Source organism: Cereibacter azotoformans (assembly GCF_021391315.1).
In the GTDB taxonomy this organism is placed as follows: domain Bacteria; phylum Pseudomonadota; class Alphaproteobacteria; order Rhodobacterales; family Rhodobacteraceae; genus Cereibacter_A; species Cereibacter_A azotoformans.
On sequence record NZ_CP090021.1, the window covers coordinates 2,551,230 to 2,573,555 of the forward strand.

The 22,326-nt window shown below is 69.4% G+C and carries 21 protein-coding genes and 1 tRNA gene; 11 read left to right on the forward strand and 11 right to left on the reverse strand.

Annotated features, from left to right (window positions below):
- Window positions 1–74 precede the first annotated feature (74 nt).
- Both LV780_RS12785 and LV780_RS12790 read right to left on the reverse strand, forming a co-directional pair.
- A complete protein-coding gene (locus LV780_RS12785; protein ID WP_108221350.1) occupies window positions 75–983 on the reverse strand; it encodes a response regulator in 909 nt (302 codons plus the stop codon).
- A gap of 262 nt (window positions 984–1,245) precedes the next feature.
- Window positions 1,246–2,817: a bifunctional metallophosphatase/5'-nucleotidase gene (locus LV780_RS12790; protein ID WP_108221349.1), complete on the reverse strand. Its 1,572-nt coding sequence runs from the start codon at window positions 2,815–2,817 to the stop codon at window positions 1,246–1,248.
- 148 nt (window positions 2,818–2,965) lie between these two features.
- On the opposite strand from LV780_RS12790, the gene LV780_RS12795 reads away from it, so the two are divergent.
- The gene (locus LV780_RS12795) at window positions 2,966–3,304 is read left to right on the forward strand and encodes a DUF952 domain-containing protein (RefSeq protein WP_011909958.1); all 339 of its coding nucleotides are present in this window, start codon (window positions 2,966–2,968) and stop codon (window positions 3,302–3,304) included.
- On the forward strand, window positions 3,301–4,368 hold the full coding sequence (locus LV780_RS12800) for a quinone-dependent dihydroorotate dehydrogenase (protein ID WP_108221348.1): 1,068 nt from the start codon (window positions 3,301–3,303) through the stop codon (window positions 4,366–4,368). The genes LV780_RS12795 and LV780_RS12800 overlap by 4 nt, the downstream gene beginning before the upstream one ends.
- 44 nt (window positions 4,369–4,412) lie before the next feature.
- Here LV780_RS12800 and LV780_RS12805 read toward each other — a convergent pair whose 3' ends face one another.
- The 4 genes from LV780_RS12805 to ccrA all read right to left on the reverse strand — a co-directional run bounded on the left by LV780_RS12805 (window position 4,413) and on the right by ccrA (window position 7,912).
- Window positions 4,413–4,649, reverse strand: a complete 237-nt coding sequence (locus LV780_RS12805) for an Lrp/AsnC ligand binding domain-containing protein (RefSeq protein ID WP_011909956.1) — start codon at window positions 4,647–4,649, stop codon at window positions 4,413–4,415.
- A gap of 78 nt (window positions 4,650–4,727) precedes the next feature.
- Entirely contained in the window at window positions 4,728–6,257 is a 1,530-nt protein-coding gene (locus LV780_RS12810; RefSeq protein ID WP_181318512.1) for an ATP-dependent DNA helicase, read from the reverse strand.
- A gap of 34 nt (window positions 6,258–6,291) precedes the next feature.
- On the reverse strand, window positions 6,292–6,465 hold the full coding sequence (locus LV780_RS12815) for a hypothetical protein (RefSeq protein ID WP_101341360.1): 174 nt from the start codon (window positions 6,463–6,465) through the stop codon (window positions 6,292–6,294).
- A 154-nt stretch (window positions 6,466–6,619) separates the two neighbouring features.
- The gene (ccrA, locus tag LV780_RS12820; protein ID WP_011909954.1) at window positions 6,620–7,912 is read right to left on the reverse strand and encodes a crotonyl-CoA carboxylase/reductase; all 1,293 of its coding nucleotides are present in this window, start codon (window positions 7,910–7,912) and stop codon (window positions 6,620–6,622) included.
- A gap of 348 nt (window positions 7,913–8,260) precedes the next feature.
- Here ccrA and LV780_RS12825 point away from each other — a divergent pair, with 348 nt between their 5' ends.
- A complete protein-coding gene (locus tag LV780_RS12825; protein ID WP_108221347.1) occupies window positions 8,261–10,219 on the forward strand; it encodes a protein meaA in 1,959 nt (652 codons plus the stop codon).
- Window positions 10,220–10,383: 164 nt separating this feature from the next.
- Here LV780_RS12825 and LV780_RS12830 read toward each other — a convergent pair whose 3' ends face one another.
- Complete coding sequence (locus LV780_RS12830) at window positions 10,384–10,872, reverse strand: peroxiredoxin (protein ID WP_011909952.1); 489 nt, start codon at window positions 10,870–10,872, stop codon at window positions 10,384–10,386.
- Between the two features lie 100 nt (window positions 10,873–10,972).
- Between LV780_RS12830 and LV780_RS12835 the strand changes: the two genes are divergently transcribed.
- From LV780_RS12835 to LV780_RS12845, 3 genes are read left to right on the forward strand one after another with little or no spacing between them, the layout of a single operon-like run.
- Window positions 10,973–12,178, forward strand: a complete 1,206-nt coding sequence (locus LV780_RS12835) for an NAD(P)/FAD-dependent oxidoreductase (RefSeq protein ID WP_108221346.1) — start codon at window positions 10,973–10,975, stop codon at window positions 12,176–12,178.
- Entirely contained in the window at window positions 12,175–12,729 is a 555-nt protein-coding gene (gene rsmD / locus LV780_RS12840) for a 16S rRNA (guanine(966)-N(2))-methyltransferase RsmD (RefSeq protein ID WP_101341363.1), read from the forward strand. The genes LV780_RS12835 and rsmD overlap by 4 nt, the downstream gene beginning before the upstream one ends.
- Window positions 12,726–13,370 (forward strand): HAD-IA family hydrolase, encoded by a 645-nt coding sequence (locus tag LV780_RS12845; protein ID WP_108221345.1) that lies wholly within the window; start codon window positions 12,726–12,728, stop codon window positions 13,368–13,370. The genes rsmD and LV780_RS12845 overlap by 4 nt, the downstream gene beginning before the upstream one ends.
- Before the next feature lie 209 nt (window positions 13,371–13,579).
- Here the strand turns inward: LV780_RS12845 and LV780_RS12850 are convergent.
- Window positions 13,580–13,656, reverse strand: a tRNA-Pro gene (locus LV780_RS12850).
- Window positions 13,657–13,954: 298 nt separating this feature from the next.
- On the opposite strand from LV780_RS12850, the gene LV780_RS12855 reads away from it, so the two are divergent.
- Window positions 13,955–14,833: a LysR family transcriptional regulator gene (locus LV780_RS12855; RefSeq protein ID WP_181318511.1), complete on the forward strand. Its 879-nt coding sequence runs from the start codon at window positions 13,955–13,957 to the stop codon at window positions 14,831–14,833.
- Window positions 14,834–14,838: 5 nt separating this feature from the next.
- On the opposite strand, the gene LV780_RS12860 is transcribed toward LV780_RS12855, so the two are convergent.
- From LV780_RS12860 to LV780_RS12870, 3 genes are all read right to left on the reverse strand, one after another.
- On the reverse strand, window positions 14,839–15,615 hold the full coding sequence (locus LV780_RS12860; RefSeq protein WP_108221343.1) for a 3'(2'),5'-bisphosphate nucleotidase CysQ: 777 nt from the start codon (window positions 15,613–15,615) through the stop codon (window positions 14,839–14,841).
- A complete protein-coding gene (locus LV780_RS12865) occupies window positions 15,602–16,945 on the reverse strand; it encodes a TldD/PmbA family protein (protein WP_108221342.1) in 1,344 nt (447 codons plus the stop codon). Before LV780_RS12865 ends, LV780_RS12860 begins: the two co-directional genes overlap by 14 nt.
- A 117-nt stretch (window positions 16,946–17,062) precedes the next feature.
- Window positions 17,063–18,592 (reverse strand): DUF2125 domain-containing protein, encoded by a 1,530-nt coding sequence (locus LV780_RS12870; protein WP_108221341.1) that lies wholly within the window; start codon window positions 18,590–18,592, stop codon window positions 17,063–17,065.
- A 123-nt stretch (window positions 18,593–18,715) separates the two neighbouring features.
- Between LV780_RS12870 and LV780_RS12875 the strand changes: the two genes are divergently transcribed.
- From LV780_RS12875 to exbB, 4 genes are all read left to right on the forward strand, one after another.
- Entirely contained in the window at window positions 18,716–19,468 is a 753-nt protein-coding gene (locus LV780_RS12875; protein ID WP_101341368.1) for an SDR family oxidoreductase, read from the forward strand.
- Window positions 19,465–20,085 (forward strand): enoyl-CoA hydratase/isomerase family protein, encoded by a 621-nt coding sequence (locus LV780_RS12880; protein ID WP_108221340.1) that lies wholly within the window; start codon window positions 19,465–19,467, stop codon window positions 20,083–20,085. The genes LV780_RS12875 and LV780_RS12880 overlap by 4 nt, the downstream gene beginning before the upstream one ends.
- A gap of 82 nt (window positions 20,086–20,167) precedes the next feature.
- Window positions 20,168–21,025, forward strand: a complete 858-nt coding sequence (locus tag LV780_RS12885; RefSeq protein ID WP_108221339.1) for a glucose 1-dehydrogenase — start codon at window positions 20,168–20,170, stop codon at window positions 21,023–21,025.
- A 237-nt stretch (window positions 21,026–21,262) separates the two neighbouring features.
- Complete coding sequence (gene exbB / locus LV780_RS12890; RefSeq protein ID WP_108221338.1) at window positions 21,263–22,324, forward strand: tonB-system energizer ExbB; 1,062 nt, start codon at window positions 21,263–21,265, stop codon at window positions 22,322–22,324.
- Window positions 22,325–22,326: the final 2 nt, after the last annotated feature.

Below are 22,326 nucleotides of genomic sequence, written 5' to 3' on the forward strand. Positions count from 1 at the left end.
GGCCAATGGCGCACACGGCGAAAAAACCGGCGCGCCGGCAGGGATCGCCCAAAGGTTGGGCAATGACTCCGCGGCTAGACCAGAACCTGAGGAGCGGGATCGGGACTGCGGAGCGTCTCGCGCGCCCGGCGGATCAGCCGCTCGGGCGTCGAGCGGAAGAAGAGGCCGGGGCGCATCGGCTTGCCCACCTGCAGGACCGGCCGCGGCAGGGCAAGCCGGTCGTAGATCGGCGCGCGGTCCGCCAGCCGGAGGCCAAGCACCTCGGCCAGCACATGCGGCCTTTCGGTCGGGGGGGCGGGCATGAGCCCCATGAACTCGCCCTGCCCGGCATGGGCCAGCACCAGCCCCTCCGGCCTCAGCCGGTCGAGGATCACCGCCGCCACATGGGTCAGCATGTCATGATACTGCCCGGCGGTTGCGGCCGCGGCGATCGCCCCCGCATTGCCGATCCGAAAGGCCAGTGCGGTCTGGCCGGTGTGCCCATGGCGCAGCCGGTCCTCGAAGGCGGCAAGCTCCATCACCCCCTCGAGCCCGAGCACCGGCTGCGGATCGCCGAAGCCGGCCGCCGCCAGCCCGTGAAGCCGGAGCGCAAGGGCGCGCGACCGCCGCCGCTCATCGGTCAGGCGGGCCGCCATGCCGAGTCGCGCCCGCAGCTCCAACGGATCAATCTGACGCGAAACATAGTCGGATGCCCCGGCGGCCAGCGCCTCGGCCAGATCGCCGTCCTTCGGCGGGCGGGCGATCAGAAGGATCGGCGTCGCGCCATGTTCGGGCAGGAGGCGCAGCCTCCGGCAGAGCGCCGCGGCCCCTCCGGGCAGGTCGAGGTCAAGGATGATGCAATCGAATCGCGCCCCCGCGCCGAGGAGCCGCAGAGCCTCGCGCGCGGTGGCCGTGCAGTCGGGATCCGGCAGGCCGAGCCCGTCAAGCATCTGGCGCAGAACCAGCACGAAAGCCGGATCATGATCAATCACCAGAAGCCGCATGCCCCCACCTCCGCGCGCGTTGCGCCTTGTTGTTCCTGCCTCGGAAACAGATTAACGCGCGGTGCGGATTTGAGCCTCAATTGCCGAAAGATTTTCTGATAATTATCCCGATAACGGCAGATTTCCGCTTACTCGCCTTCCGGCTGATCCCGCTCAACCATGCCGATGCCGGTTGAAATATTATCGCACCGATTGCCGGGAACGCGAACGGCCGCAGATGCACGAGGCGTCCGCGGCCGTTGGCTTGATCAGGAACGGGGCGTCACTTGCGGGTGATGCGGCCCTCGATCACCGGCGCGTAGGGCGCATGGGCCGCAAGATATTCGGCCGTCACGTCGGCCAGATCGGGGCCGAAATCGTAGGCGTTGGCGGCCTCGACGAACATCGCGTAGCCATCCCCGCCCTGCCGGACGTAGTTGTTCGAAACGACGCCGTAGGTGCGCGAGGGGTCGATCGGTTGCCAGCCCTCCTCTTCCATCACCATCACCTCCGAGACCCGCGAACCTGCGGGGGCGGCCGGATCGAACGCGTATGTCAGCCCGGCCACCTGCGCGAACCGGCCGGCTGCCTCCTCGACCTCGCTCACCCCGTTCTCGAGTGCGGCCACCACTGTTTCACCCGAGACCTGAAAGGTGGACAGCGTGTTCTGGAACGGCAGCACCGTCAGCACGTCGCCCATCGTGACCGTGCCCCCCTCGATCGAGGCGCGCAGCCCGCCGCCGTTGGCAATGGCGATCTGAACCCCCTGCTCGCGCACCCTGTCGAGCATCGCGTCGGCCACGAGATTGCCCATCTCGCATTCGCCGCTGCGGCAGCTCTCGCGGGAGCCGTCGATGTCCCCGGACACCTCGGCCACCACGCGCGCGCGGATCTCCTCGAGCGGGGCCGCCAGTTCCTTGACCCGCGCCAGCGTCGCCGCATCCTCAGCCACCGACGCATCGAGCAGCCTGGGCGCCCCTTCGGCCGAGACAAGCGCGCCCGCGTCGTCGAAGGTCACGTTCAGCTCGCCCAGATACTTGCCGTAGGCATAGGCGGTGACGATGGCAACCTTGCCGACCATGGTCGGATAGGGGCCGGCGGCGTCCTCGTCCTCGTTCGACAGGAGCGTGTGCGAATGGCCCCCCACGATCACATCGACATCCCGAAGGGTCGCGGCGATCTGCTTGTCAGCCTCGTGGCCCAGATGCGAGAGCACGATGATCTTGTTCACGCCCTCTTCGGTCAGCCGGTCCACCTCGGCCTGCGCGGCCTCGACCGGCTCGGTGAAGACGACGTTGGGCCCGGGGCTGGCCAGCTCGGCCGTATCGAGCGGCGTCAGCCCCACGATGCCGATCTTCTCGCCGCCCTTCTCGACCACCACCGACTTCTGGACCTGCTCGCGCAGCTCGGGCTCGGACGTCAGATCGGCGTTGGCCATCAGAAGCGGCGCCTCGAGCTGGCGGGCGAAGTCCGTCAGGACCTCCGGGCCGTCGTCGAACTCGTGGTTGCCGACGGCCATCGCGTCGTAGTCCAGCCCGTTCATGAACTCGGCGGCCAGCTCTCCCTTGTAGCGCATGTAGAAGAGCGAGCCCTGGAACTGGTCGCCCGCGTCGAGCAGAAGCCGCGTGCCGCCCTGCGCCCGCGCCTCGGCGACGGCCGTCACCAGCCGTGCGATCCCGCCGAAACACTCGCCCGCTTCATTGTCCTCGGGAGGACAGGTCGAATCATGTTTCGAGATCGGCTCGAAACGGTCGTGAAAATCGTTCGTGTGCAGGATGGTGAGCGCAAAGTCGGCCCGCGCCGCGCCGGCCGCAAGCGCCAGCAGTGCGGCCGAGGCGAGAAGGGTGGATTTCATGTCTAAGCTCCCGGTCTGGACAGGTGCGGCCAGAGTGCGGGGACCGACGCCCGCTGTCAAAGGCGAGGCCTGGTTGACGCAGGGGCAACAGGGAGCATCGGGCAACGGCGATATTGACCGGCGCACGGTCCGGGTGCATGAGGCTGACATGCTGATCTTCAAGATTTTCCGCCGCACTGAATGGGACGCGTTCCGCAACGCCGGGGCCACGGCCGGGGCGCCCGTCGATCGGGCGGACGGCTACATCCATTTCTCGACCGCGGCGCAGGTGGCCGAGACGGCGGCCCGGCACTTCGGCACCGAGAGCGATCTGGTTCTGGTGGCGGTGGATCCCGACCGCGCCGGCCCCGCCCTGAAGTGGGAGCCGTCGCGCGGCGGGCAGCTCTTTCCGCACCTCTACCGCCGCATGACGCTCGACGACGTGGTGTGGGACAAGTCGCTCCCGCTTGGCGCCACCGGCCACATCTTCCCCGAGGGGCTCTGGTGAACATCCTGGAACGCGCGGCGCTGACGGCCCTTCACCGGATGGACCCGGAGAAGGCCCATGGCCTTTCCCTGTCCGCCCTGTGCTCGGGCCTTGTGCCGCTGCCGGGGCCGGTGACGTCTCCTCGGCTGGCCACCTCGGTCGCGGGCCTTTTGCTTCCCAACCCGGTGGGGCTGGCCGCCGGCTACGACAAGAATGCGGTGGCGCTGCCCGCGCTGATGCGCGCCGGCTTCGGGTTCATCGAGGTGGGCGCGGCGACGCCCCGGCCGCAGCCGGGCAATCCGCAGCCCCGGTTGTTCCGGCTGACCGAGGACCGCGCCGCGATCAACCGATTCGGCTTCAACAACGACGGCGCGGCCACGATCTGCGCCCGGCTGGCCATGCGGCCTCGGGGGCCGGTTCCGGTGGGGCTGAACCTGGGCGCCAACAAGGACAGCACCGACCGTGCCGCCGATTTCGGCGCGGTGCTGGCGGCCTGCGGTCCGCATGTGGATTTCGCGACGGTCAATGTCTCGTCGCCCAACACCGAACGGCTGCGTGATCTTCAGGGACGGCAAGCGCTGACCGCCCTCCTTTCCGGCGTTATGGAGGTGCGGGCGACGCTCTCTCTTTCGGTGCCCGTGTTCCTCAAGATCGCGCCGGATCTGTCGGACGCCGATCTGGCGGAGATTGCCGAGGTGGCCATGGAGTCCGGCATCGCGGGGATCGTGGCGACCAACACCACCCTCTCGCGCGAGGGGCTGCAGAGCGCGCACGCCGGCGAGGCCGGTGGCCTGTCGGGTGCACCCCTCTTCCAACGCTCGACCCGGGTGCTGGCCCGGCTCTCGCATCTGACCGAAGGGCGCCTGCCGCTGATCGGCGTGGGCGGGATCTCGAGCGCCGAAGAAGCCTATGCCAAGGTCCGCGCCGGGGCCTCGGCCGTGCAACTCTATACGGCCATGGTCTATGAGGGCGTGGGGCTGGCGGCCCGGATCGCCCGGGACCTTGACCGGCTTCTCGAGCAGGATGGGTTCGGCAATGTCTCCGAAGCCGTCGGGACCGGCCGCTCGGACTGGCTGTCCGGGTAGCGGTCGGAAAGAAAAATCTTTTCGGCCGTTACGAGGGCCTCTGCTCAGAAGGCCTTGAAGGTCATGGTTGTCAGCGTGCGCTGGATTCCCGGAATGTCGAAAAGCTTTTCCGAGAGGAACCGGCCGACATCCTGATCGTCGGGCACATAGACCTTGGCCATCAGGTCGAAGTCGCCCGATGTCGAGTAAAGCTCGGAAACGACCTCGCGGTCGTAGATCGCGTCGGCGACCTCGTAGGTCTTGCCGGGCACGCAGCGGAACTGGACGAAGACGCAGCGCATGTGCTTGCTCCCTTGCACTTTTGGCCCGACTCTAGCCTTGGCCGAGGGCGAAGTCACGCCCGCCCGGACGGAGGGGACCTACTCCTCCGCCTGCAGCTTCAGCCGCGGGGCGGTGCGCGGCAGATCCTCGACCGAGAGCGGCCGCTGCGGCAGGGCGAGGCGGTTGCGAACCACCCAGATCAGGCGCTTTTCGGCACGGGTGATGGCGACGTAGGCCAGCCGCTTCCAGAGCGGCACGCCCGCCTCGGTCCGGCCCGCCTGCGCGGCGGCCCAGAGATCGGGGGCGAAGACCTGCACCACCTCCCATTGCGAGCCCTGCGCCTTGTGGATCGTGACGGCCGATCCGTGCAGGAAGGCCGCGCCCATCCGGGCGGCCGAGGGGATGAAGGGCTCTTCCTCGCCCGGCTTCTCGATCTTGATGATCGAGGCGGCCGAGACCTGCGGATCCTCGGCGCCCACCACATGCAGCTTCGCGAACCCCTCGCGGTTGCCGGGGCCGAGATAGATCACCTGCGCGCCCTTGATCAGCCCGCGCGCCTCGAGGTCGATCCGCTTCTTGCGATGCTTCAGCGGCAACTCGATCCCGTCGCAGATCAGCGGCTCGCCCGGCAGAAGCTCGGTCTCGGGCGCGCCATGGGCGGCGCGGAAGGCGGTGATGAGGCGGATCCGCGTCTGGTTGCGCCAGACCAGCGCCGGAGAGCGCGCCATCAAACCGGCATCGACCCTCTGCGCCACCTGCACGCGGTCGTCCCGGCGGGCCGCCCGCTCGACCATCGCCTCGAACTGCTCGAAGCTCAGGTCCGGGTCGGCCAGCGCATGGGCGAGATCGAGGATCGGATTGTCCTCGGCCTGTCGATGGATGCGCGAGAGCGACAGCGTCCGCGCCTCCCCCAGTGTCTCGAAGACCATCTTGCCCGACTGGCCCACCGGCGCCAGCTGCGCCGGATCGCCGAACAGGACCAGCGTCGGAAAGATCTCGCGCAGGTCATCGAACTGGCGTTCGTCCAGCATCGAGGCCTCATCCACGAAGCCCACGTCGAGCGGTTCGTCCCGCCGTTTCCAGCCCTTGATGAAGTCGGAGCCGCGCAGGCCCGCCGCCGCCAGCGCACCGGGGATGGAGGCCACCTGCTCGTAGAAGGCCTTGGCCCGGTCGAGTGCCGTCTCGGACAGGCCCTCGACCTCGGGCCGCTTGCCGTTTCCGGCCAGCCATTCGGCAATCCGCTCATACTGCGGATCGTAGAGCGGCGAATAGAGGATGCGATGGATCGTGGTGGCCGGCACGCCGCGCAGACGCAGCACGCTGGCCGCCTTGTTCGTGGGCGCAAGGATGGCGAGGGTGCGCCGTTCCTTGCGCTTGCGGCCCTCCCAGTCGCCCGAGACCACCTCGAGCCCCGCCTCGGTCAGCGCCTTCGTCAGCGAGGCGAGCAGCATCGTCTTGCCCGATCCGGCCTTGCCCACCACCGCGAGCACCGAACTCTTGCCCTCGACCGGCGCCGAATGGCTTCCGTTGGCGAGATCCACGCCCATCCCGCGCAGCTGTTCGGCCACGCGGTCGTAGGCTTCCGCCTGATCGTCGGAAAAGGAAATGGCCAGCATGGGCGCGACCATAGCCGCAGGCGCGGGGCAAGACCAGCGCCGGCGTTCAGTTGGGCCGCGAGGGCGGCTCGTCCTGTTCGGGACCGGGCGGCGGCGCCCCGATCTCGGCCCGGGCCAGCCGGATCGTCTCATCCAGGCCAGCCGCCAGCGCGGGAAGCGCGTTCCGCTCGGCATACCTGCGGAGGTCGCTCAGCACGTCGAGTATCCAGTCATGTGTCATTGCGGCATCGGCGCCGGAATCGCCCTTCGGAGCAGGTCATTCTACCGCAAGGCGAGCGCGGCTGGCGCGCGCTGTCAACCGCGCTTTTCTTCCAAGGCAATCAAAAGCCGCCGCGACCCGTGCCGCGGCGGCCAGTAAGCTGCCTTCCGTGCGGTCAGCCCTTGCGGCCTGCCTCCAGCACGTCGGCGAAGGTGCGCAGGCCGGTGCGCGGCGACTGCACCAGCACGGCCATGTTTCCGGGCTTGTGCTGGTTCCGGTACATCTTCATGTGCGCGGCCGGGATCTCGTCCCAGGGGAAGACCTCGGACATGCAGGGGTCAAGCCGGCGCTCGATCATCAGCTGGTTGGCCGCGGACGCCTGCTTGAGGTTGGCGAAGTGGCTGCCCTGCAGGCGCTTCTGGTGCATCCACATGTAGCGGACGTCGAAGGTGCAATTGAAGCCGGTGGTGCCGGCGCAGATCACCACCATGCCGCCCTTCTTCACCACCAGCGACGAGACCGGGAAGGTCGCCTCGCCCGGATGCTCGAACACCATGTCGACGTTCACGCCCTTGCCGGTGATGTCCCAGATCGCCTTGCCGAACTTGCGCGCTTCCTTCAGCCACTCGTTGTATTCGGGTGAGTTGACCTTGGGCAGCTGCCCCCAGCACTTGAAGTCCTTGCGGTTGATCACACCCTTGGCGCCGAGGCCCATGACGAAATCGCGCTTGTCCTCTTCCGAGATCACGCCGATCGCGTTCGCGCCCGCGGTGTTGATCAGCTGGATCGCGTAGGAGCCGAGCCCGCCCGAGGCGCCCCAGACCAGCACGTTCTGCCCCGGCTTCAGGTCGTGCGGCTTGTGGCCGAACAGCATCCGGTAGGCGGTGGCGAGCGTCAGCGTGTAGCAGGCGCCCTCTTCCCAGGTCAGGTGCTTGGGGCGGCGCATCAGCTGCTGGGCCTGCACGCGGGTGAACTGGGCGAAGCTGCCGTCGGGTGTCTCGTAGCCCCAGATCCGCTGGCTCGGCGAATACATCGGGTCGCCGCCGTTGCACTCCTCGTCGTCGCCGTCGTCCTGGTTGCAGTGGATCACGACCTCGTCGCCGACCTTCCAGCGCTTGACCTTGTCGCCCACGGCCCAGACGATCCCCGAAGCGTCGGAGCCCGCGATGTGATAGGGCGCCTTGTGGCCGTCGAAGGGCGAAATCGGCACGCCGAGGCCGGCCCAGATGCCGTTGTAGTTCACGCCCGCGGCCATCACGAGGACAAGGACCTCGTGGCTGTCGATGGCGGGCGTCTCGACCACCTCGATCTGCATGGCCTTGTCCGGCTCGCCGTGGCGTTCGCGGCGGATGGCCCAGGCATACATCTGCTTCGGCACATGACCCATCGGAGGCATTTCGCCGATCTCGTAAAGGTCCTTCTTGGGAGCGTCGTAGGCGACGATGTCGCTCTGAACGTCGAGGGCCATGCTTGCCTCCTCTGGGGCCTGAGGGAAGTGCCGCAACGCAGAATCGGCGGCATTGATGGACTGAAATACGACCGGCTCAGCAAGATTGCAATAGTCAGAAGTACCATTTTTGTAATATTCTGTCTGCTGCGACGCAGCGTAACTTGCCGTCGTCCGCCCCATCGGTTTGTCAACGGCTGATCACCTGCCTGCCCGACAAAGGTCCGGTCGATCGAACCGGCGGACAGGATTTTCCGATGCGCGATTGCGGAACCTCGCCGCGTTGCGGCGAATTGACAGGGACATTATGTTTCGCGTATCCACATCCAACCGCAACTTCCTTGCCCGCCAGAGTGGAGGTTTCTCGCCATGACCCAGAAGGATAGCCCCTGGCTGTTCCGGACCTACGCCGGCCATTCCACGGCAAGGGCCTCGAACGCACTCTACCGCACCAACCTTGCCAAGGGGCAGACGGGTCTGTCGGTCGCCTTCGACCTGCCGACCCAGACCGGCTATGACAGCGACCACGAGCTTGCGCGCGGCGAGGTGGGCAAGGTGGGCGTTCCGATCTGCCACCTGGGCGACATGCGGACGCTGTTCGACCAGATCCCGCTCGAGCAGATGAACACCTCGATGACGATCAACGCCACGGCGCCGTGGCTGCTCGCGCTCTACATCGCGGTGGCCGAGGAGCAGGGGGCGGATGTCTCGAAGCTGCAGGGCACGGTGCAGAACGACCTGATGAAGGAGTATCTCAGCCGCGGCACCTACATCTGCCCGCCCAAGCCCTCGCTGCGCATGATCACCGACGTGGCGGCCTACACGCGGGTGCACCTGCCCAAGTGGAACCCGATGAACGTCTGCTCCTACCACCTGCAGGAGGCCGGGGCCACGCCCGAGCAGGAGCTGGCCTTCGCGCTGGCCACCGGCATCGCGGTGCTCGACGACCTGCGCACGAAGGTTCCGGCCGAGCATTTCCCGGCGATGGTGGGCCGGATCTCGTTCTTCGTGAACGCCGGCATCCGCTTCGTCACCGAGATGTGCAAGATGCGCGCCTTCGTCGATCTCTGGGACGAGATCTGCCGCGACCGCTATGGCATCGAGGAGGAGAAATACCGCCGCTTCCGCTATGGCGTGCAGGTGAACTCGCTCGGCCTGACCGAGCAGCAGCCGGAGAACAACGTCTATCGCATCCTGATCGAGATGCTGGCGGTGACGCTCTCGAAGAAGGCCCGCGCCCGCGCGGTGCAGTTGCCCGCCTGGAACGAGGCGCTGGGGCTGCCGCGGCCCTGGGACCAGCAATGGTCGCTTCGGATGCAGCAGATCCTCGCCTACGAATCGGACCTGCTGGAATATGAGGATCTGTTCGACGGCAACCCCGCGGTCGAGCGCAAGGTCGAGGCGCTGAAGGCCGGCGCGCGGGAAGAGCTGGCCCATATCGACGCGATGGGCGGCGCGATCGAGGCGATCGACTACATGAAGGCGCGCCTCGTCGAATCGAACGCCGAGCGCATCGCCCGCGTCGAATCGGGCGAAACGGTGGTGGTGGGCGTGAACCGCTGGACCAGTGGCGCGCCCTCGCCGCTCACCACGGGCGATGGCGCGATCATGGTGGCCGACCCGGAAGCCGAGCGCGATCAGGTCGAGCGGCTGAAGGCCTGGCGCGCCGCGCGCGACGAGGCCGCCGTGACCGCCGCGCTGGCCGAACTGCGCCGCGCCGCCACCTCGGGCGAGAATGTGATGCCCGCCTCGATCGCCGCCGCCAAGGCGGGCGCCACCACCGGCGAATGGGCGGCCGAACTGCGCCGCGCCTTCGGCGAGTTCCGCGGCCCCACCGGCGTCTCGCGCGCGCCCTCGAACCGGACCGACGGCCTCGACCCGATCCGCGAGGCGGTGCAGGCGGTCTCGGCGCGCCTCGGCCGGCCGCTGAAGTTCGTCGTCGGCAAGCCGGGGCTCGACGGCCATTCCAACGGCGCCGAGCAGATCGCCGCCCGCGCGCGGGATTGCGGAATGGACATCACCTATGACGGCATCCGCCTCACGCCCGGCGAGATCGTCGCCAAGGCCGTCGAGGATCAGGCGCATGTGATCGGCCTGTCGATCCTCTCGGGCTCGCACATGCCGCTGGTGACGGAGGTGCTGGCCGAGATGCGCCGCGTCTCGCTCGACGTTCCGCTGATCGTGGGCGGCATCATCCCCGAAGAGGATGCCGAGCAGCTTCGCGCGATGGGCGTGGCCGCCGTCTATACGCCCAAGGATTTCGAGCTGAACCGGATCATGATGGACATCGTGGGCCTCGTGGACCGGACGGCCCTCGCGGCGGAGTAAGCCCTCCGCCGCACCGGAACAACGCGCTTCGCCAGCAGGCCCGAAGGGCCGCCGGCAGGTCATCGGCGCAGCCGTGTGACGATGCCCACCGTCACACGGCGCGCGACCCAAGCGCGTTCGCGGCGTGACGGCCTGCCCGCGGGACCGTCACGCCGCGGCCCCGATCAGATCGCCGCCAGCAGGGCCTCGCCGCCCGAGCTTTCGCAGACGCCGGGGCTCTCCTCGAGATGGAGCACCGTGACCACCCCGTCGCGGGCGTGGAGCGCGTAGCGTTTCGAGCGGCCGATCAGCCCCACAGGCGGCGCGTCGAAGGAAAGTCCAAGCGCCTTGGTGAAGGCGCCATCCGCATCCGACAGCATGGTGATGCCGGCTTCGGACGCGCCGGTGGATTCGCCCCAAGCCTTCATCACGAACGGATCATTGACCGAGATGCAGAGGATCTCCTCGACACCCTTGTCGGCGAACTGCTCCTTCGTGCGGATGAACGAGGGCACATGCGCCGAATGGCAGGTGGGCGTGTAGGCACCCGGCACGGCGAAGATCACCACGCTCCGGCCCTTGAGCCGTTCGGACAGTTGCACCTGCTCCGGCCCCTCGGCCCCGATCCGCACCAGCGCCGCCTCGGGCAGCCGGTCTCCCACCGAAATCACCATCTCTTGTCCCCATCTCGTTGCGTTCCCGATGCCGCGAGTTATAGGGTCGCGCCGGACGCCCGGCCAGTCGATTTGTCGCAGGGTGAAGGAGTGAGGGGTCATGCCGGACATCGTGGTGGTCGGAGCGGGACAGGCGGGAGCGGCGCTGGTGGCCAAGCTGCGCGCGCTGAAGTTCGAGGGGAGCATCACGCTTCTGGGCGAGGAGCCGAGCCCGCCCTACCAGCGCCCGCCGCTGTCCAAGGCCTACCTGCTTGGCACGATGGAGGAAGAGCGGCTCTGGCTGCGCAACCGGGCCTTCTACGCCGAGGCCGGGATCGAACTGCGTCTGGGGGCGCCCGTCACCGCCATCGACCGGACCGCCCGCACCGTCACCGTGGGCGGCGAGCATATGCCCTACGGCCAGCTTGTCCTGACGACGGGGTCCATCGCCCGCCGCCTGCCCGAGGCCGCCGGCGGCGGGCTGGACGGCGTGTTCACCGTCCGCACGCTTGCCGATGTCGATGCGATGCGGCCCGAGTTCCAGCCGGGGCGGCGGCTCGTGGTGATCGGGGGCGGCTATGTCGGGCTGGAGGCCGCGGCGGTGGGGGCCAAACTGGGGCTCGACGTGACCGTGGTCGAGATGGCGCCGCGCATCCTGCAGCGCGTGGCCGCCCCCGAGACGGCCGACTGGTTCCGCGCGCTGCACACCTCGCGCGGCGTCCGCATCCGCGAGGGCGTGGCCCTGGACCGCCTGATCGGCGAAACGCGGGTGACGGGGGCCCGGCTGGCCGACGGAACCGAGCTTCCGGCCGATTTCGTGATCGCGGGCGTGGGCATCCGCCCCGCCACGGAGCTGGCCGAGGCTGCGGGCGTCGCGCTCGACAACGGGATCGCGGTGGATGAGATGGGGCGCACCTCGGACCCGGCGATCTGGTCGGCGGGCGACTGCGCCTCCTTTCCCTGGAAAGGCGGCCGGTTGCGTCTCGAATCGGTTCAGAACGCCATTGATCAGGCCGAAGCGGTGGCGGCCAACTTGCTGGGGGCCAACCGGCCCTACCGGCCGATGCCCTGGTTCTGGTCGGACCAGTTCGACACCAAGCTCCAGATCGCGGGCCTCAATCTCGGATACGACCGGGTGGTGACGCGAGGGCCCGAGGGCGACTCGGTCTCCTTCTGGTATTACCGCGGGCCGGAGCTTCTGGCCGTGGATGCGGTGAACGATCCCCGCGCCTACATGGTCGGCAAGCGCCTGATCGAGGCCGGACGGAGCCCGGCACCCGACACGGTGGCCAATCCCTCCACGGCGCTCAAGTCGCTGCTCGCATGAGGATCATCGGCGGACAGAAGCGCGGGCTGAAGCTGGCCGAGGTGGGCGAGGGGGACGCTCGGGCCCATCTGCGCCCGACCTCGGACCGGGTGCGCGAGGCGATCTTCAACCTTCTGATCAATGGCGGCTATGGCAATCCCGTGGCCGGCGCCCGGGTCCTCGATCTCTTCGCGGGCACCGGGGCGCTCGGGCTCGAGGCGCTTTCCCGCGGGGCCGGGCACGCGATCCTCGTCGAGAGCGGACCGCCCGCGCTTGCCCTGCTCAAGCGCAACATCGCCCTGATGCAGGCCGAGGACAGGACGGCGATCGAGCGGCGCGACGCAACGCGCCCCGCCCCCGCACCGGCGGCCCCCGTCACGCTCTGTTTTCTTGACCCGCCCTATGGCAAGGGGATGGGCGAGAAGGCGCTGGCCGCCCATTCCGACTGGCTCGCCCCCGGCGCGATCATCGTCTGGGAGGAAAACCATCCCCCTGCCCCGCCTGCGGGCTTCACGCAGCTCGACCAGCGGCGCTACGGCGATACGCTGGTCACCCTTCTGGAGGCGCCATGATCGCGGCGGTGATCTTCGACTGTGACGGCGTTCTTGTGGACAGCGAGCCCACAGCCTTCGCCCTTCTGGGCGAGGATCTCGTCCGCCATGGCCTCATTCTGGGCCATGAGGAACTCGAGGCGCATTTCCTCGGCGGCACGATCCCCGGCGCGGCGGCCAAGGCCCGTCAGCTCGGCGCCGATCTGCCGGCCGGGTGGGTCGAGGACTTCTACGAGAGGCTCTACGCCCGCCTCGGCGAGGGCACGCCGCTCATCCCGCATGTCGAGGAGGTGGTGGCCGCGCTGGACCGGGCCGGCATCCCCTATGCGGTGGGCTCCAACGGATCGGACCGCAAGATGCAGGTCACGCTGGGGCAGCATCCCTCGCTGATGGCGCGGCTGCACGGACGGCTTTTCTCGGGCCAGTCGCTGGGTGCCCCGAAGCCCGCACCGGATCTCTATCTCCATGCCGCCCGCGCGCTGGGGGTGGAGCCGTCGCGCTGCACGGTCGTGGAGGACAGCCCCACCGGCGCCCGCGCCGCACGGGCGGCGGGCATGACCTGCTTCGGCTACGCGCCGAACGGCAACGCGGCGGCGTTGGCGGCCGAAGGGGCGCGACCCTTCGCCGACATGCGCGCGTTGCCGTCGCTCATGGGGCTCTGACCGCTTCAGAAACGCGGAGCGGCAGGCCGCTTCGCGCCCCGGGCGCAGGCAATCGCTGCCTTCACGGCCATCTGGCCGGAATCACTGAAGTCCTCCCGCAAGGGGCCCACGGCAGTTCGCATGGTCGAGGACACCAACAGCGACGCGCGCACGCCGTTACCAAACGGCTTCACCGCGCCCGGAGCCGCACGCGGCCATAAGGACGGACATGGTCGGAGTGGAGGGATTCGAACCCCCGACATCCTGCTCCCAAAGCAGGCGCGCTACCAGGCTGCGCTACACTCCGCCCCTCCCTCTCTAGGACCTTGTCCCGCCGATGGGAAGAGCCCGAAGCCGCCTTCCGGCGCACATTGTCCCGGGACATGCAGGCAATCAGGCCGAAGCGCACCGGCGCTCCCGGAGCGCTGCGATGCAGGCCGTCGTCATCTGCAGGGTCCGGCCGATCTGGGACCTGCGAGCCATCGGGAAAGGCAGCGTGCAATTCCGGGACCCTGACGATCCGGCCGCCGTGCACTATGCTCTGCCAGACTGTATGGCCTGCAAGGCGCAGGGCGCTCTGGCGCGGAACGGCGGAAGGGACGGCGATGGGATTCGACAATTGGGACGAGGTGCGCACAGCCTATCAGGTCGCGCGGCTCGGCACCGTTTCGGGCGCGGCGGACGTGCTGGGGGTGCATCATGCGACGGTCATCCGCCACATCGACGCGCTCGAGAAGCGGCTTGGCGCGCGGCTCTTCCAGCGGCACGCGCGCGGCTACACCGCCACCGAAGCCGGCCGGGATCTGCTTCTCGTCGCGCAGACCACCGAAGAGCAGTTTGCGCAACTCGCAAGCCGCATCAAGGGCAACGGCGAGACGGTGGCGGGGGAACTGGTCGTCACCTCGCTGCCCGGATTCTCCCCGCTGGTCACGCCCGTCCTCACCTCGTTCCAGGAGCGGCATCCCGCGGTGATCGTGCGCTACCTGACCGACATGCGGCTCTTCCGGTTGGAATATGGCGAGGCCCATGTGGCGATCCGGGCCGGCTCGACGCCCGAGGAACCCGACAATGTGGTGCAGCCTCTCGCCCGGATGCGGCACGCGCTCTATGCCTCGCGCGCCTATGCGGCGGCGCACGGCCTCCCCTCGGGCCCCGAGGAGTTCCTGCATCACCGCTTCGTGGGCGCGGATGTTCCGCGCGCACCCCATCACCGATGGCTGCGCGACGAGGTGGCACCCGACCGGATCACCTTCCGCGGCACCGAGGCGGCCGCCCTCGAGGATGCGGTGCGCGAGGGGGCGGGGCTCGGCTTCCTGCCGGTGATGCAGGCGGCGGGGACGGACCTGATCGAGATCCTGCCGCCGCGCCCCGAATGGGAGGCCCCGATCTGGATCGTGACCCATGTCGATCTCCACCGGACGATGAAGGTGCAGAACTTCCTCGCCCACCTGAAAGAGGCCGCGCGGTCCTGGACGGACATCTGACAGCCTCAGGCCGTCAGCCGCCCCATCAGGTCGGCGTGAAGCCCGGGCGCCGCGGCGATCACCCCGGCGGTCTGGGGATGTTCGGAGTTGAAGACGAGCGGCTGGCCGAGACGATCCGTCACCGTCGCGCCTGCGCGCGCGGCAATCAGGCTGCCGGCGGCGATGTCCCACTCCCACGCCTCGCGCAGCGTCAGCATCCCGTCGTGCCGCCCCTCGGCCACGAGGCAGAGGCGGAAGGCCAGCGAGGCCCTGAAGCTGCGCTTCACGTCCGGCACCCCGCCCGGCCAGTAGCTGTCGCCCAGCATCGGCCGCGTGGCGAGAAGCGTGGCGCCCCGGGCCTCGGTCCGGCTGCTGGCGCGGATCGGCTGGCCGTCGCGCATCGCCGGCGTGGCGGTGCTGGCCGTGTAAAGACGATCGAGCGCCGGAAGATAGACCGCCGCCGCCACGATCTGTCCGGCCTCCGCCACGGCGAGCGAATGGGCGAACGTGTCCTCGCCCGCCATGAAGGCGCGCGTGCCGTCGATCGGATCGATGATGAAGACCCGCCGCGCGCCCCTGCGGGCGCCGCTGTCGGCGCTCTCCTCCGAGAGCCAGCCATAGTCCGGCCGGGCGGCGCGAAGGCGGCTCTCCAGCAGGTCGTTCACCGCAAGGTCGGCCTCGGTGACCGGCCCCGCCCCTTCGGCCTTCTCCCACGCGCGGGGCGCGTTCTTCCAGTAGCGCAGCGCCACCTCGCCCGCGGCCCGGGCGGCCTCGGCCAGCAGCGCAAGGTCAGGCGCCGGCAATCGTGAGACCCTCCACGAGCAGGCTCGGCACGCGGTTCGACAGATGCGGCCGCGCGTCGTTTGCCGGCTGGATCGTCCGCAGCATCTCGCGCAGGTTGCCCGCGATCGTGCATTCGTTCACGGGCCACGCGATCTCGCCGCCCTCGACCCAGAAGCCGGCCGCGCCGCGGGAATAGTCCCCGGTGTTGCCGTTGATCGACGAGCCCATCAGCGACGTCACGAGCAGCCCCGTCCCCATCTGCGCCAGAAGATCGGCCCGCGACGCGGTGCCCTGCGTCAGTTCGGTGTTGGACACCGACGGAGAGGGCGGCTGCGAGGTCGAGCGGGCGGCGTTGGCGGTGCTTTCCATCTTCAGCTTCCGAGCGGTCGAAAGATCGAGCGTCCAGCCGGTGAGGATCCCGTCCTCGATGATGGCGCGGCGGCGGGTGGGCAGCCCTTCGCCGTCGAACGGCCGGGAGGATCCGGTGCGGGGCCGCAGCGGATCCTCGATGAAGGAAAGATGCGAGGGCAGGATCTGCGCACCCAGCGCATCGCGCAGCCACGAGCCGCCGCGCGCGATGGTGGCCCCGTTCACCGCCGAGAGAAGATGGCTCATCAGCGACGCCGCCACCCGTTCGTCATAGAGCACCGGGAAGTGGCCGGTCGGCGGCTTGCGCGAACCGACGCGCGCCAGCGCCCGCTCGGCGGCAAGGCGCCCCACCTCGGCCGCGCCGGGCAGGTCGTCGCCGAAGATGCGGGTTTCGGCGGCCCAGTCCCGCTCCATCTGCGTGCCCGAGCCGGTGAAGGCCACGGCCGAAATCGAGCGCGAGCTGCGCGCATAGCCGCCCGCAAAGCCGTTCGTCGCGGCGAGGTGCATCTCGCGCCGCGACCAGGCGCCGCTCGCCTCGACCTGGAAGATCCCGTCCGCCGCCAGCGCCGCGGCCTCGGCCGCGCGGGCATCCTCTTCCAGCGCCGCAGGCGAGGGCTCTGCGGAGTCATCGACCAGTTCGAGCGCGGCGAGATCCCAGCCGCGCGCGATCTCGGCCGGATCGGCGAGGCCCGCGAAGGGATCGTCCGGCGCCTCGCGCGCCATTGCCACCGCGCGCTCGGCCATGGCCGAGAGCGTGCCGGCGGACACGTCCGAGGCCGAGACGCAAGCCTGCCGCCCGCCCAGCAGCACGCGCAGCCCCACCTCGAGGCTTTCGGCCCGTTCGGCCTGTTCGAGCGCCCGCTCGCGGATGTCGATCGAGAGCGAGGTGCCGCGCACCGCGATCGCATCGGCGGCCTCGGCCCCGGCGCGGCGGGCGGCCTCAAGCAGCCGGGCGGTCAGGCTGTCGAGCGGTTCGGTCATGGGCACCTCCTCTGGTTCAGTTCCGAGGTAATCGGGAGGGGCTGCCATGACAAGCGCCCCGCCCCAAATGAGAAGCGGCCCCCGAGGGGGCCGCCGGTCTCCCGAGGCTTTGGCGCCCTACTGCAGGCGCTGGCCGTTCGCGTAGAACCCCTTGTCCCGGAACTCGAGCGTCGAGGTCAGCGTGTCCCGGCTCTCGCCGGGGCGCGCGAACATGCCGAGCATCATGCGGGCGGCCATCGCCTGCTCCTGCGGAACGAGGCCCATGCTCACCAGCCGGTCGATGAGCGCATTGCCCCCCACCAGCTTCAGGTCGAGCTGGCCGGTCGGGGCGGGCATGCCGCCGTAGGTCGTCAAGTCGCTGTTGTCGAAGGTGAAGGCACCGTCGCCGGTCAGTTCAGCCCCGGCGATGGTCAGCTTCAGCTCGTCCACGTCCAGCGCCTCGAGCTGGCCCGGCGCCCGGTCGCCGAGCGCCTCCATCGCCTTGGGGTCGATCAGGTCCACATCCAGCCGGGCCTTGCCCCGGGCATCGACCACCAGCGTCGCCGGATCGCGCGGCAACCGCTCCTGCGGGTCGAACATGGCCCAGATCTCGTCCGACACCTTGAGGTTCACAAGCCTTGTCAGCAGGCGGAAGTCCTGCGCGGCCTCGGATTTCACCACAGGCGTGACGAGCTGGAAGGCGGCTTCGGCGTAGCTCATGTTGAATTGCGGGAACGGGATCTGGCTGCCGCTGACCGTCAGGTTCACGTTCCGCGTGCCGCCGCCATAGGCGAGGCTGTCCCCGCTCATCGACACGTCGAGATTGCCGCCCGCGGCGCTGGCCGAACCCTTGGCCGTGTCGGTCGCATCGGCAAAATCGAACTCGAGCGTGGCCGGCCCGTAGGTGAAGCTGCCGTTCGAGGCCGCACCGCCCTGGAGCGCCGCCGCAAGATCGGTCATGCCCAGCGGGCCCACCATGGTCCCGCTCGAGCTGCCCTTGAGATCGGTCGCGCTGGCGCGGAGGTTCAGCCGGCCGCCCTGGTCCGGGTCGGTCATCGCCAGGACCATCTCGGCCACCGAGGCGGTGAAATCGTTGGTGATGGTGCGTGTTCCGGTGCCGTCGGTGCGGTAGGTGCCGGCCACGTCGCTCAAGGTGACCTCGGCCCGGAGGTTCCGGCTGCGCGCCGGCTCGCCATCCACCTCGGTCAGCGCGATCGTCGTCGAGGGCGCGTCGAAGGCCAGCGTCGAAACCCGATCGTCGCCGCTGGCCACCATGACCATGCCCGGCTGCCGCATGGCAAGCCCCAGCCGCGTCGGCTCGGGCGCAGGGTTCTCGGCCTCGGGCTCGTTTGGGATCGTCATCGCGACGGGGAACTCCGGCGACATGGTGATCTCCACGCTGCCGTCGCCGCGCTGGGTCATGTTCACCTCGGGGATCGTGCTCTCCATCACGGTGCCGTCCTGCGCGAGATGGAGGCGGACATCCTGCAGCCGGAGCGTGTTGCCCGTGCGGCTCTGGTTCGCGGCGGTCAGGGTCTGGCCATAGGTGGCGCCGAGCTCCTGCCAGCCCCGCCACACCTGCTCGGGCGTCACATCGGCCGAAGCCGAACCCGCCGCGACCAGCGTCGCAAGGGCGGTTGTGCCAGCCAGTGTCCAGAAATACTTCATATGCCTTCCCCAACGCGAACGATGGGCCCACATTCTTCCGCGGGTACTGAAGGGTCAAGCCTTTCCGTCGAATGCAATCATCGGCTAACACGTTTGTCAGAAGGCCAGGGAAGGAGCGGTTCGATGGCAACTCTGCAGGGCAAGGTTGTGGCAATCACGGGCGCCAGTCGCGGGATCGGCGCGGCCGCGGTGCGCGTCTTTTCCGAGGCGGGGGCGCGGGTCGCGCTGCTGGCCCGAAGCGCGGACGAGATCGAGGCGCTTGCGGCCGAAGCCGGTCACGGCGCCTTCGCCATCCGCTGCGACGTGGCCGACTGGGAGGGCACGCGCGCGGCGATCGATCAGGTGGTCTCGACCGCCGGCCGCATCGACGTGCTGATCAACAACGCGGGCGTGATCGAGCCGATCGCGCGCATGGCCGACGCCGACCCCGTGGCTTGGGCGAGCGCCATCGACATCAACCTCAAGGGCGTGTTCCACGGGATGCGCGCCGCCGTGCCGCACATGCGCGGCACGGGCGGCACGATCATCACCGTCTCCTCGGGCGCCGCGCAGAACGCGCTCGAAGGCTGGAGCGCCTATTGCAGCTCGAAGGCGGGGGCGGCGATGCTGACGCGCTGCGCCCATCTGGAAGAGGCGGTCAACCGCATCCGCATCATGGGCCTCTCGCCCGGGACGGTCGCGACCGAGATGCAGGACAAGATCCGCGAGAGCGGCGTCAATCCGGTGAGCCGTCTCGATCCCTCGGCCCACATCCCCGCCGACTGGCCGGCAAGGGCACTGCTGTGGATGTGCGGGCCCGGCGCCGACCGCTGGCTCGGGCAGGAGATTTCGCTGCGCGACGAGAGCATCCGGCGGGCCGTGGGTCTCGGCGCATGATCCGCGTGACCGATGCCGGCGGGCTGCGGACGCTGACGCTCGACCGGACCGACAAGGCCAACTCGCTGACCCGCGCCATGCTGCTGGAGATCGAGGCCGCCGTGGGCTCGGCCGCGGAGGACGGGGTCCGTGCGCTGGTGCTGACGGGGGCGGGCAAGGTCTTCTCGGCCGGGGCCGACCTCGACGAGGCGCGCGCGGGTCTCGCTACCGACCCGGTGTGGGAGCGGCTGTCGGCCGCGGTCGCGGCGCTTCCCTGCCTCACGATCGCCGCGCTGAACGGCACGCTCGCAGGCGGGGCCATGGGAATGGCGCTGGCCTGCGATCTGCGGATCGCGGTGCCGGGGGCGAAGCTGTTCTACCCGGTGATGAAGCTCGGATTTCGCCCCCAGCCCTCGGACGTGCGCCGGCTGAGGACGCTCGTCGGCCCGGCGCGGGCCAAGATGATCCTCATGGCGGGCGTCAAGGCCAGCGCCGAAGAGGCGCTGGCCTGGGGTCTGATCGACCGGCTGGTGCCGTCCGAGGACCTGCTGGCCGAGGCCGAGGCCCTGGCCGCCGACGCGCTGGCGGCCAGGCCGGGCCATGTGGAGGCGATCAAGGGAATGGTGGACCTGCCCTGAGACCGGGGGCGCCCCGCCCCCACCGGAACATCGCACCTCCTTTCCGGTTGCGACCGCCAACCCTGCCCAACAGGAGGCCGCGATGACCGATCATCCCAAACCACCGTTCCCCGACCAGGAGCAGCCGATGCCCGGCCGCACCGCCCGGCTCGACCCGCAGCCCGATCACGGCGAGACGAGCTACCGTGGCTCGGGCCGGCTTCAGGATCTGAAGGCCGTCATCACCGGCGCCGACAGCGGGATCGGCCGCGCGGTGGCGCTGGCCTATGCGCGCGAGGGGGCGGACGTGCTGATCTCCTACCTCTCGGAGGACGAGGATGCCGCCGAGACCGAACGGCTCGTGACCGAGGCCGGACGCAAGGCGATCCTGATGCGCGGCGACATTCAGGAAGCGTCGCACTGCCGCGCCATCATCGACCGCGCCGTGCAGGAGTTCGGCCGCATCGACATCCTCGTGAACAACGCCGCCCATCAGGCGAGCTTTTCCGACGTGGGCGACATTTCGGACGAGGAGTGGGAGCTGACCTTCCGCGTGAACATCCACGCGATGTTCTATCTCTCGAAGGCCGCGGTCCCGCACATGCGGCCGGGCAGCGCGATCATCAACACCGCCTCGGTCAATGCGGATTCGCCGAGCCCGCACCTTCTGGCCTACGCCACGACCAAGGGCGCGATCCAGAACTTCAGCGGCGGGCTGGCGCAGATGCTGGCCGAAAAGGAGATCAGGGTGAACTGCGTGGCCCCCGGCCCCGTCTGGACGCCGCTGATCCCCTCCACGATGGAGGCCGAGAAGGTCAGGAACTTCGGCAAGCAGGTGCCCATGCAGCGCCCGGGCCAGCCGGCCGAACTGGCCACCGCCTATGTGATGCTGGCCGATCCGCTGTCGAGCTACACCTCGGGGGCGACCATCGCCGTGACAGGCGGCAAGCCGATCATCTGACGGACCGGGCGCCGGACGTCCGGCGCCCAACCTCCGCACCAGAACAGGCTGCCGATCGGCTGGGCTCGTCGGCATCGCCGGCGCAACCCGATCAATTTTCTAGAAACTTGACTATTTTGATAAACATAAGTTAGACGACGGGCAGCCGCAACCTGCCGAGTCGACCCGAGACGCACGGCAGGAGGCAAGCCAGAGACCCACAAGCCGCCACCGGGCGGTCGAAGACCGGAAGAATTCATGGCATTGCTCTTGCGCCCGTTCCTGCTGATCCTTCTGACCGCCGTTGCGGCCCAGGCGCAGGAAGAGCCCCCGGCCATCCCCGACCTGTCGCCGCAACTGCAGGCTCCGGCAGAGGAGCCCGCCGCGCCCGCTCCGGTCGTGCCGTCGCAAGATCCGGCCGAGACAGGCCCCGTGCTTCCGCCCCCGTCGGACACCGCACCGGAGCCGCCGGCACCCGCGGCGGCCGATCCGGCGGGTTCCCTCGAGGCCCCGGCCAGCGCAGCGGCCGATCCGACGGGCTCCCCCGAGGCCCAGGCCGGCGCGGCGCCCGAAGCCGACCCGGCACAGGGGCCCACGGCGGACGAGCCGGCCCTCGGCCTGCCCCCGGTGCCGATCCCGCACGACCTGACCCCCTGGGGGATGTTCGAGGCCGCCCACTGGGTCGTGCAGGCCGTGATGATCGTGCTCGCCGCGGCCAGTTTCGTCACCTGGACCGTGCTGCTCTTCAAGCTGGTCGAGATCGCGATCGCCCGCCGCCGGCTCGCCTCGACCGCCGGAACCGTCCGCGGCTCGGCCACGCTGGACGAGGCGGTTCAGCGGCTTTCCGGGCGCCGCGACCCCGCCGCCTTCATGGCGCGGGCCGCCTTCGAAGAGCTGCAGCGTTCGGATGCGGCGCTCGATCTTGCCGGCACCGCGGGCCTCAAGGAGCGCGTGCGCTCGATCCTCGAGCGGGTCGAGGCGCAGGCGGGCGAGCGGCTGCGGCGGGGTATCGGCCTGCTGGCCACCATCGGCTCGGTCGGCCCGTTCGTCGGGCTGTTCGGCACCGTCTGGGGCATCATGAACGCCTTCATCGGCATCTCGCAGAGCCAGACCACGAACCTCGCCGTCGTGGCGCCGGGCATCGCCGAGGCGCTGCTGGCCACCGGCCTCGGGCTCGTCGCGGCCATTCCGGCGGTGGTGATCTACAACCACTTCGTCCGCTCCATCGCCTCCTGGCGGCTGAGCCTTGCCGACGCCGGCGCCGCGGTCGAGCGGATGCTGAGCCGCGACCTCGACTTCCGCACCGCAGGGAGGCTCTGACT

Excerpts from the sequence above, each read along its gene's own strand:
- LV780_RS12785 (WP_108221350.1), bottom strand. The coding sequence starts at position 983 with ATGCGGCTTCTGGTGATTGATCATGATCCGGCTTTCGTGCTGGTTCTG.
- LV780_RS12885 (WP_108221339.1), top strand. The coding sequence starts at position 20,168 with ATGACCGATCATCCCAAACCACCGTTCCCCGACCAGGAGCAGCCGATG.
- exbB (WP_108221338.1), top strand. The coding sequence starts at position 21,263 with ATGGCATTGCTCTTGCGCCCGTTCCTGCTGATCCTTCTGACCGCCGTT.
- LV780_RS12795 (WP_011909958.1), top strand. The coding sequence starts at position 2,966 with ATGCTGATCTTCAAGATTTTCCGCCGCACTGAATGGGACGCGTTCCGC.
- LV780_RS12815 (WP_101341360.1), bottom strand. The coding sequence starts at position 6,465 with ATGACACATGACTGGATACTCGACGTGCTGAGCGACCTCCGCAGGTAT.
- LV780_RS12870 (WP_108221341.1), bottom strand. The coding sequence starts at position 18,592 with ATGAAGTATTTCTGGACACTGGCTGGCACAACCGCCCTTGCGACGCTG.
- LV780_RS12830 (WP_011909952.1), bottom strand. The coding sequence starts at position 10,872 with ATGGTGATTTCGGTGGGAGACCGGCTGCCCGAGGCGGCGCTGGTGCGG.
- LV780_RS12805 (WP_011909956.1), bottom strand. The coding sequence starts at position 4,649 with ATGCGCTGCGTCTTCGTCCAGTTCCGCTGCGTGCCCGGCAAGACCTAC.
- LV780_RS12865 (WP_108221342.1), bottom strand. The coding sequence starts at position 16,945 with ATGACCGAACCGCTCGACAGCCTGACCGCCCGGCTGCTTGAGGCCGCC.
- LV780_RS12790 (WP_108221349.1), bottom strand. The coding sequence starts at position 2,817 with ATGAAATCCACCCTTCTCGCCTCGGCCGCACTGCTGGCGCTTGCGGCC.
- LV780_RS12835 (WP_108221346.1), top strand. The coding sequence starts at position 10,973 with ATGCCGGACATCGTGGTGGTCGGAGCGGGACAGGCGGGAGCGGCGCTG.
- ccrA (WP_011909954.1), bottom strand. The coding sequence starts at position 7,912 with ATGGCCCTCGACGTTCAGAGCGACATCGTCGCCTACGACGCTCCCAAG.
- LV780_RS12875 (WP_101341368.1), top strand. The coding sequence starts at position 18,716 with ATGGCAACTCTGCAGGGCAAGGTTGTGGCAATCACGGGCGCCAGTCGC.
- rsmD (WP_101341363.1), top strand. The coding sequence starts at position 12,175 with ATGAGGATCATCGGCGGACAGAAGCGCGGGCTGAAGCTGGCCGAGGTG.
- LV780_RS12845 (WP_108221345.1), top strand. The coding sequence starts at position 12,726 with ATGATCGCGGCGGTGATCTTCGACTGTGACGGCGTTCTTGTGGACAGC.
- LV780_RS12810 (WP_181318512.1), bottom strand. The coding sequence starts at position 6,257 with ATGGTCGCGCCCATGCTGGCCATTTCCTTTTCCGACGATCAGGCGGAA.
- LV780_RS12855 (WP_181318511.1), top strand. The coding sequence starts at position 13,955 with ATGGGATTCGACAATTGGGACGAGGTGCGCACAGCCTATCAGGTCGCG.
- LV780_RS12825 (WP_108221347.1), top strand. The coding sequence starts at position 8,261 with ATGACCCAGAAGGATAGCCCCTGGCTGTTCCGGACCTACGCCGGCCAT.
- LV780_RS12880 (WP_108221340.1), top strand. The coding sequence starts at position 19,465 with ATGATCCGCGTGACCGATGCCGGCGGGCTGCGGACGCTGACGCTCGAC.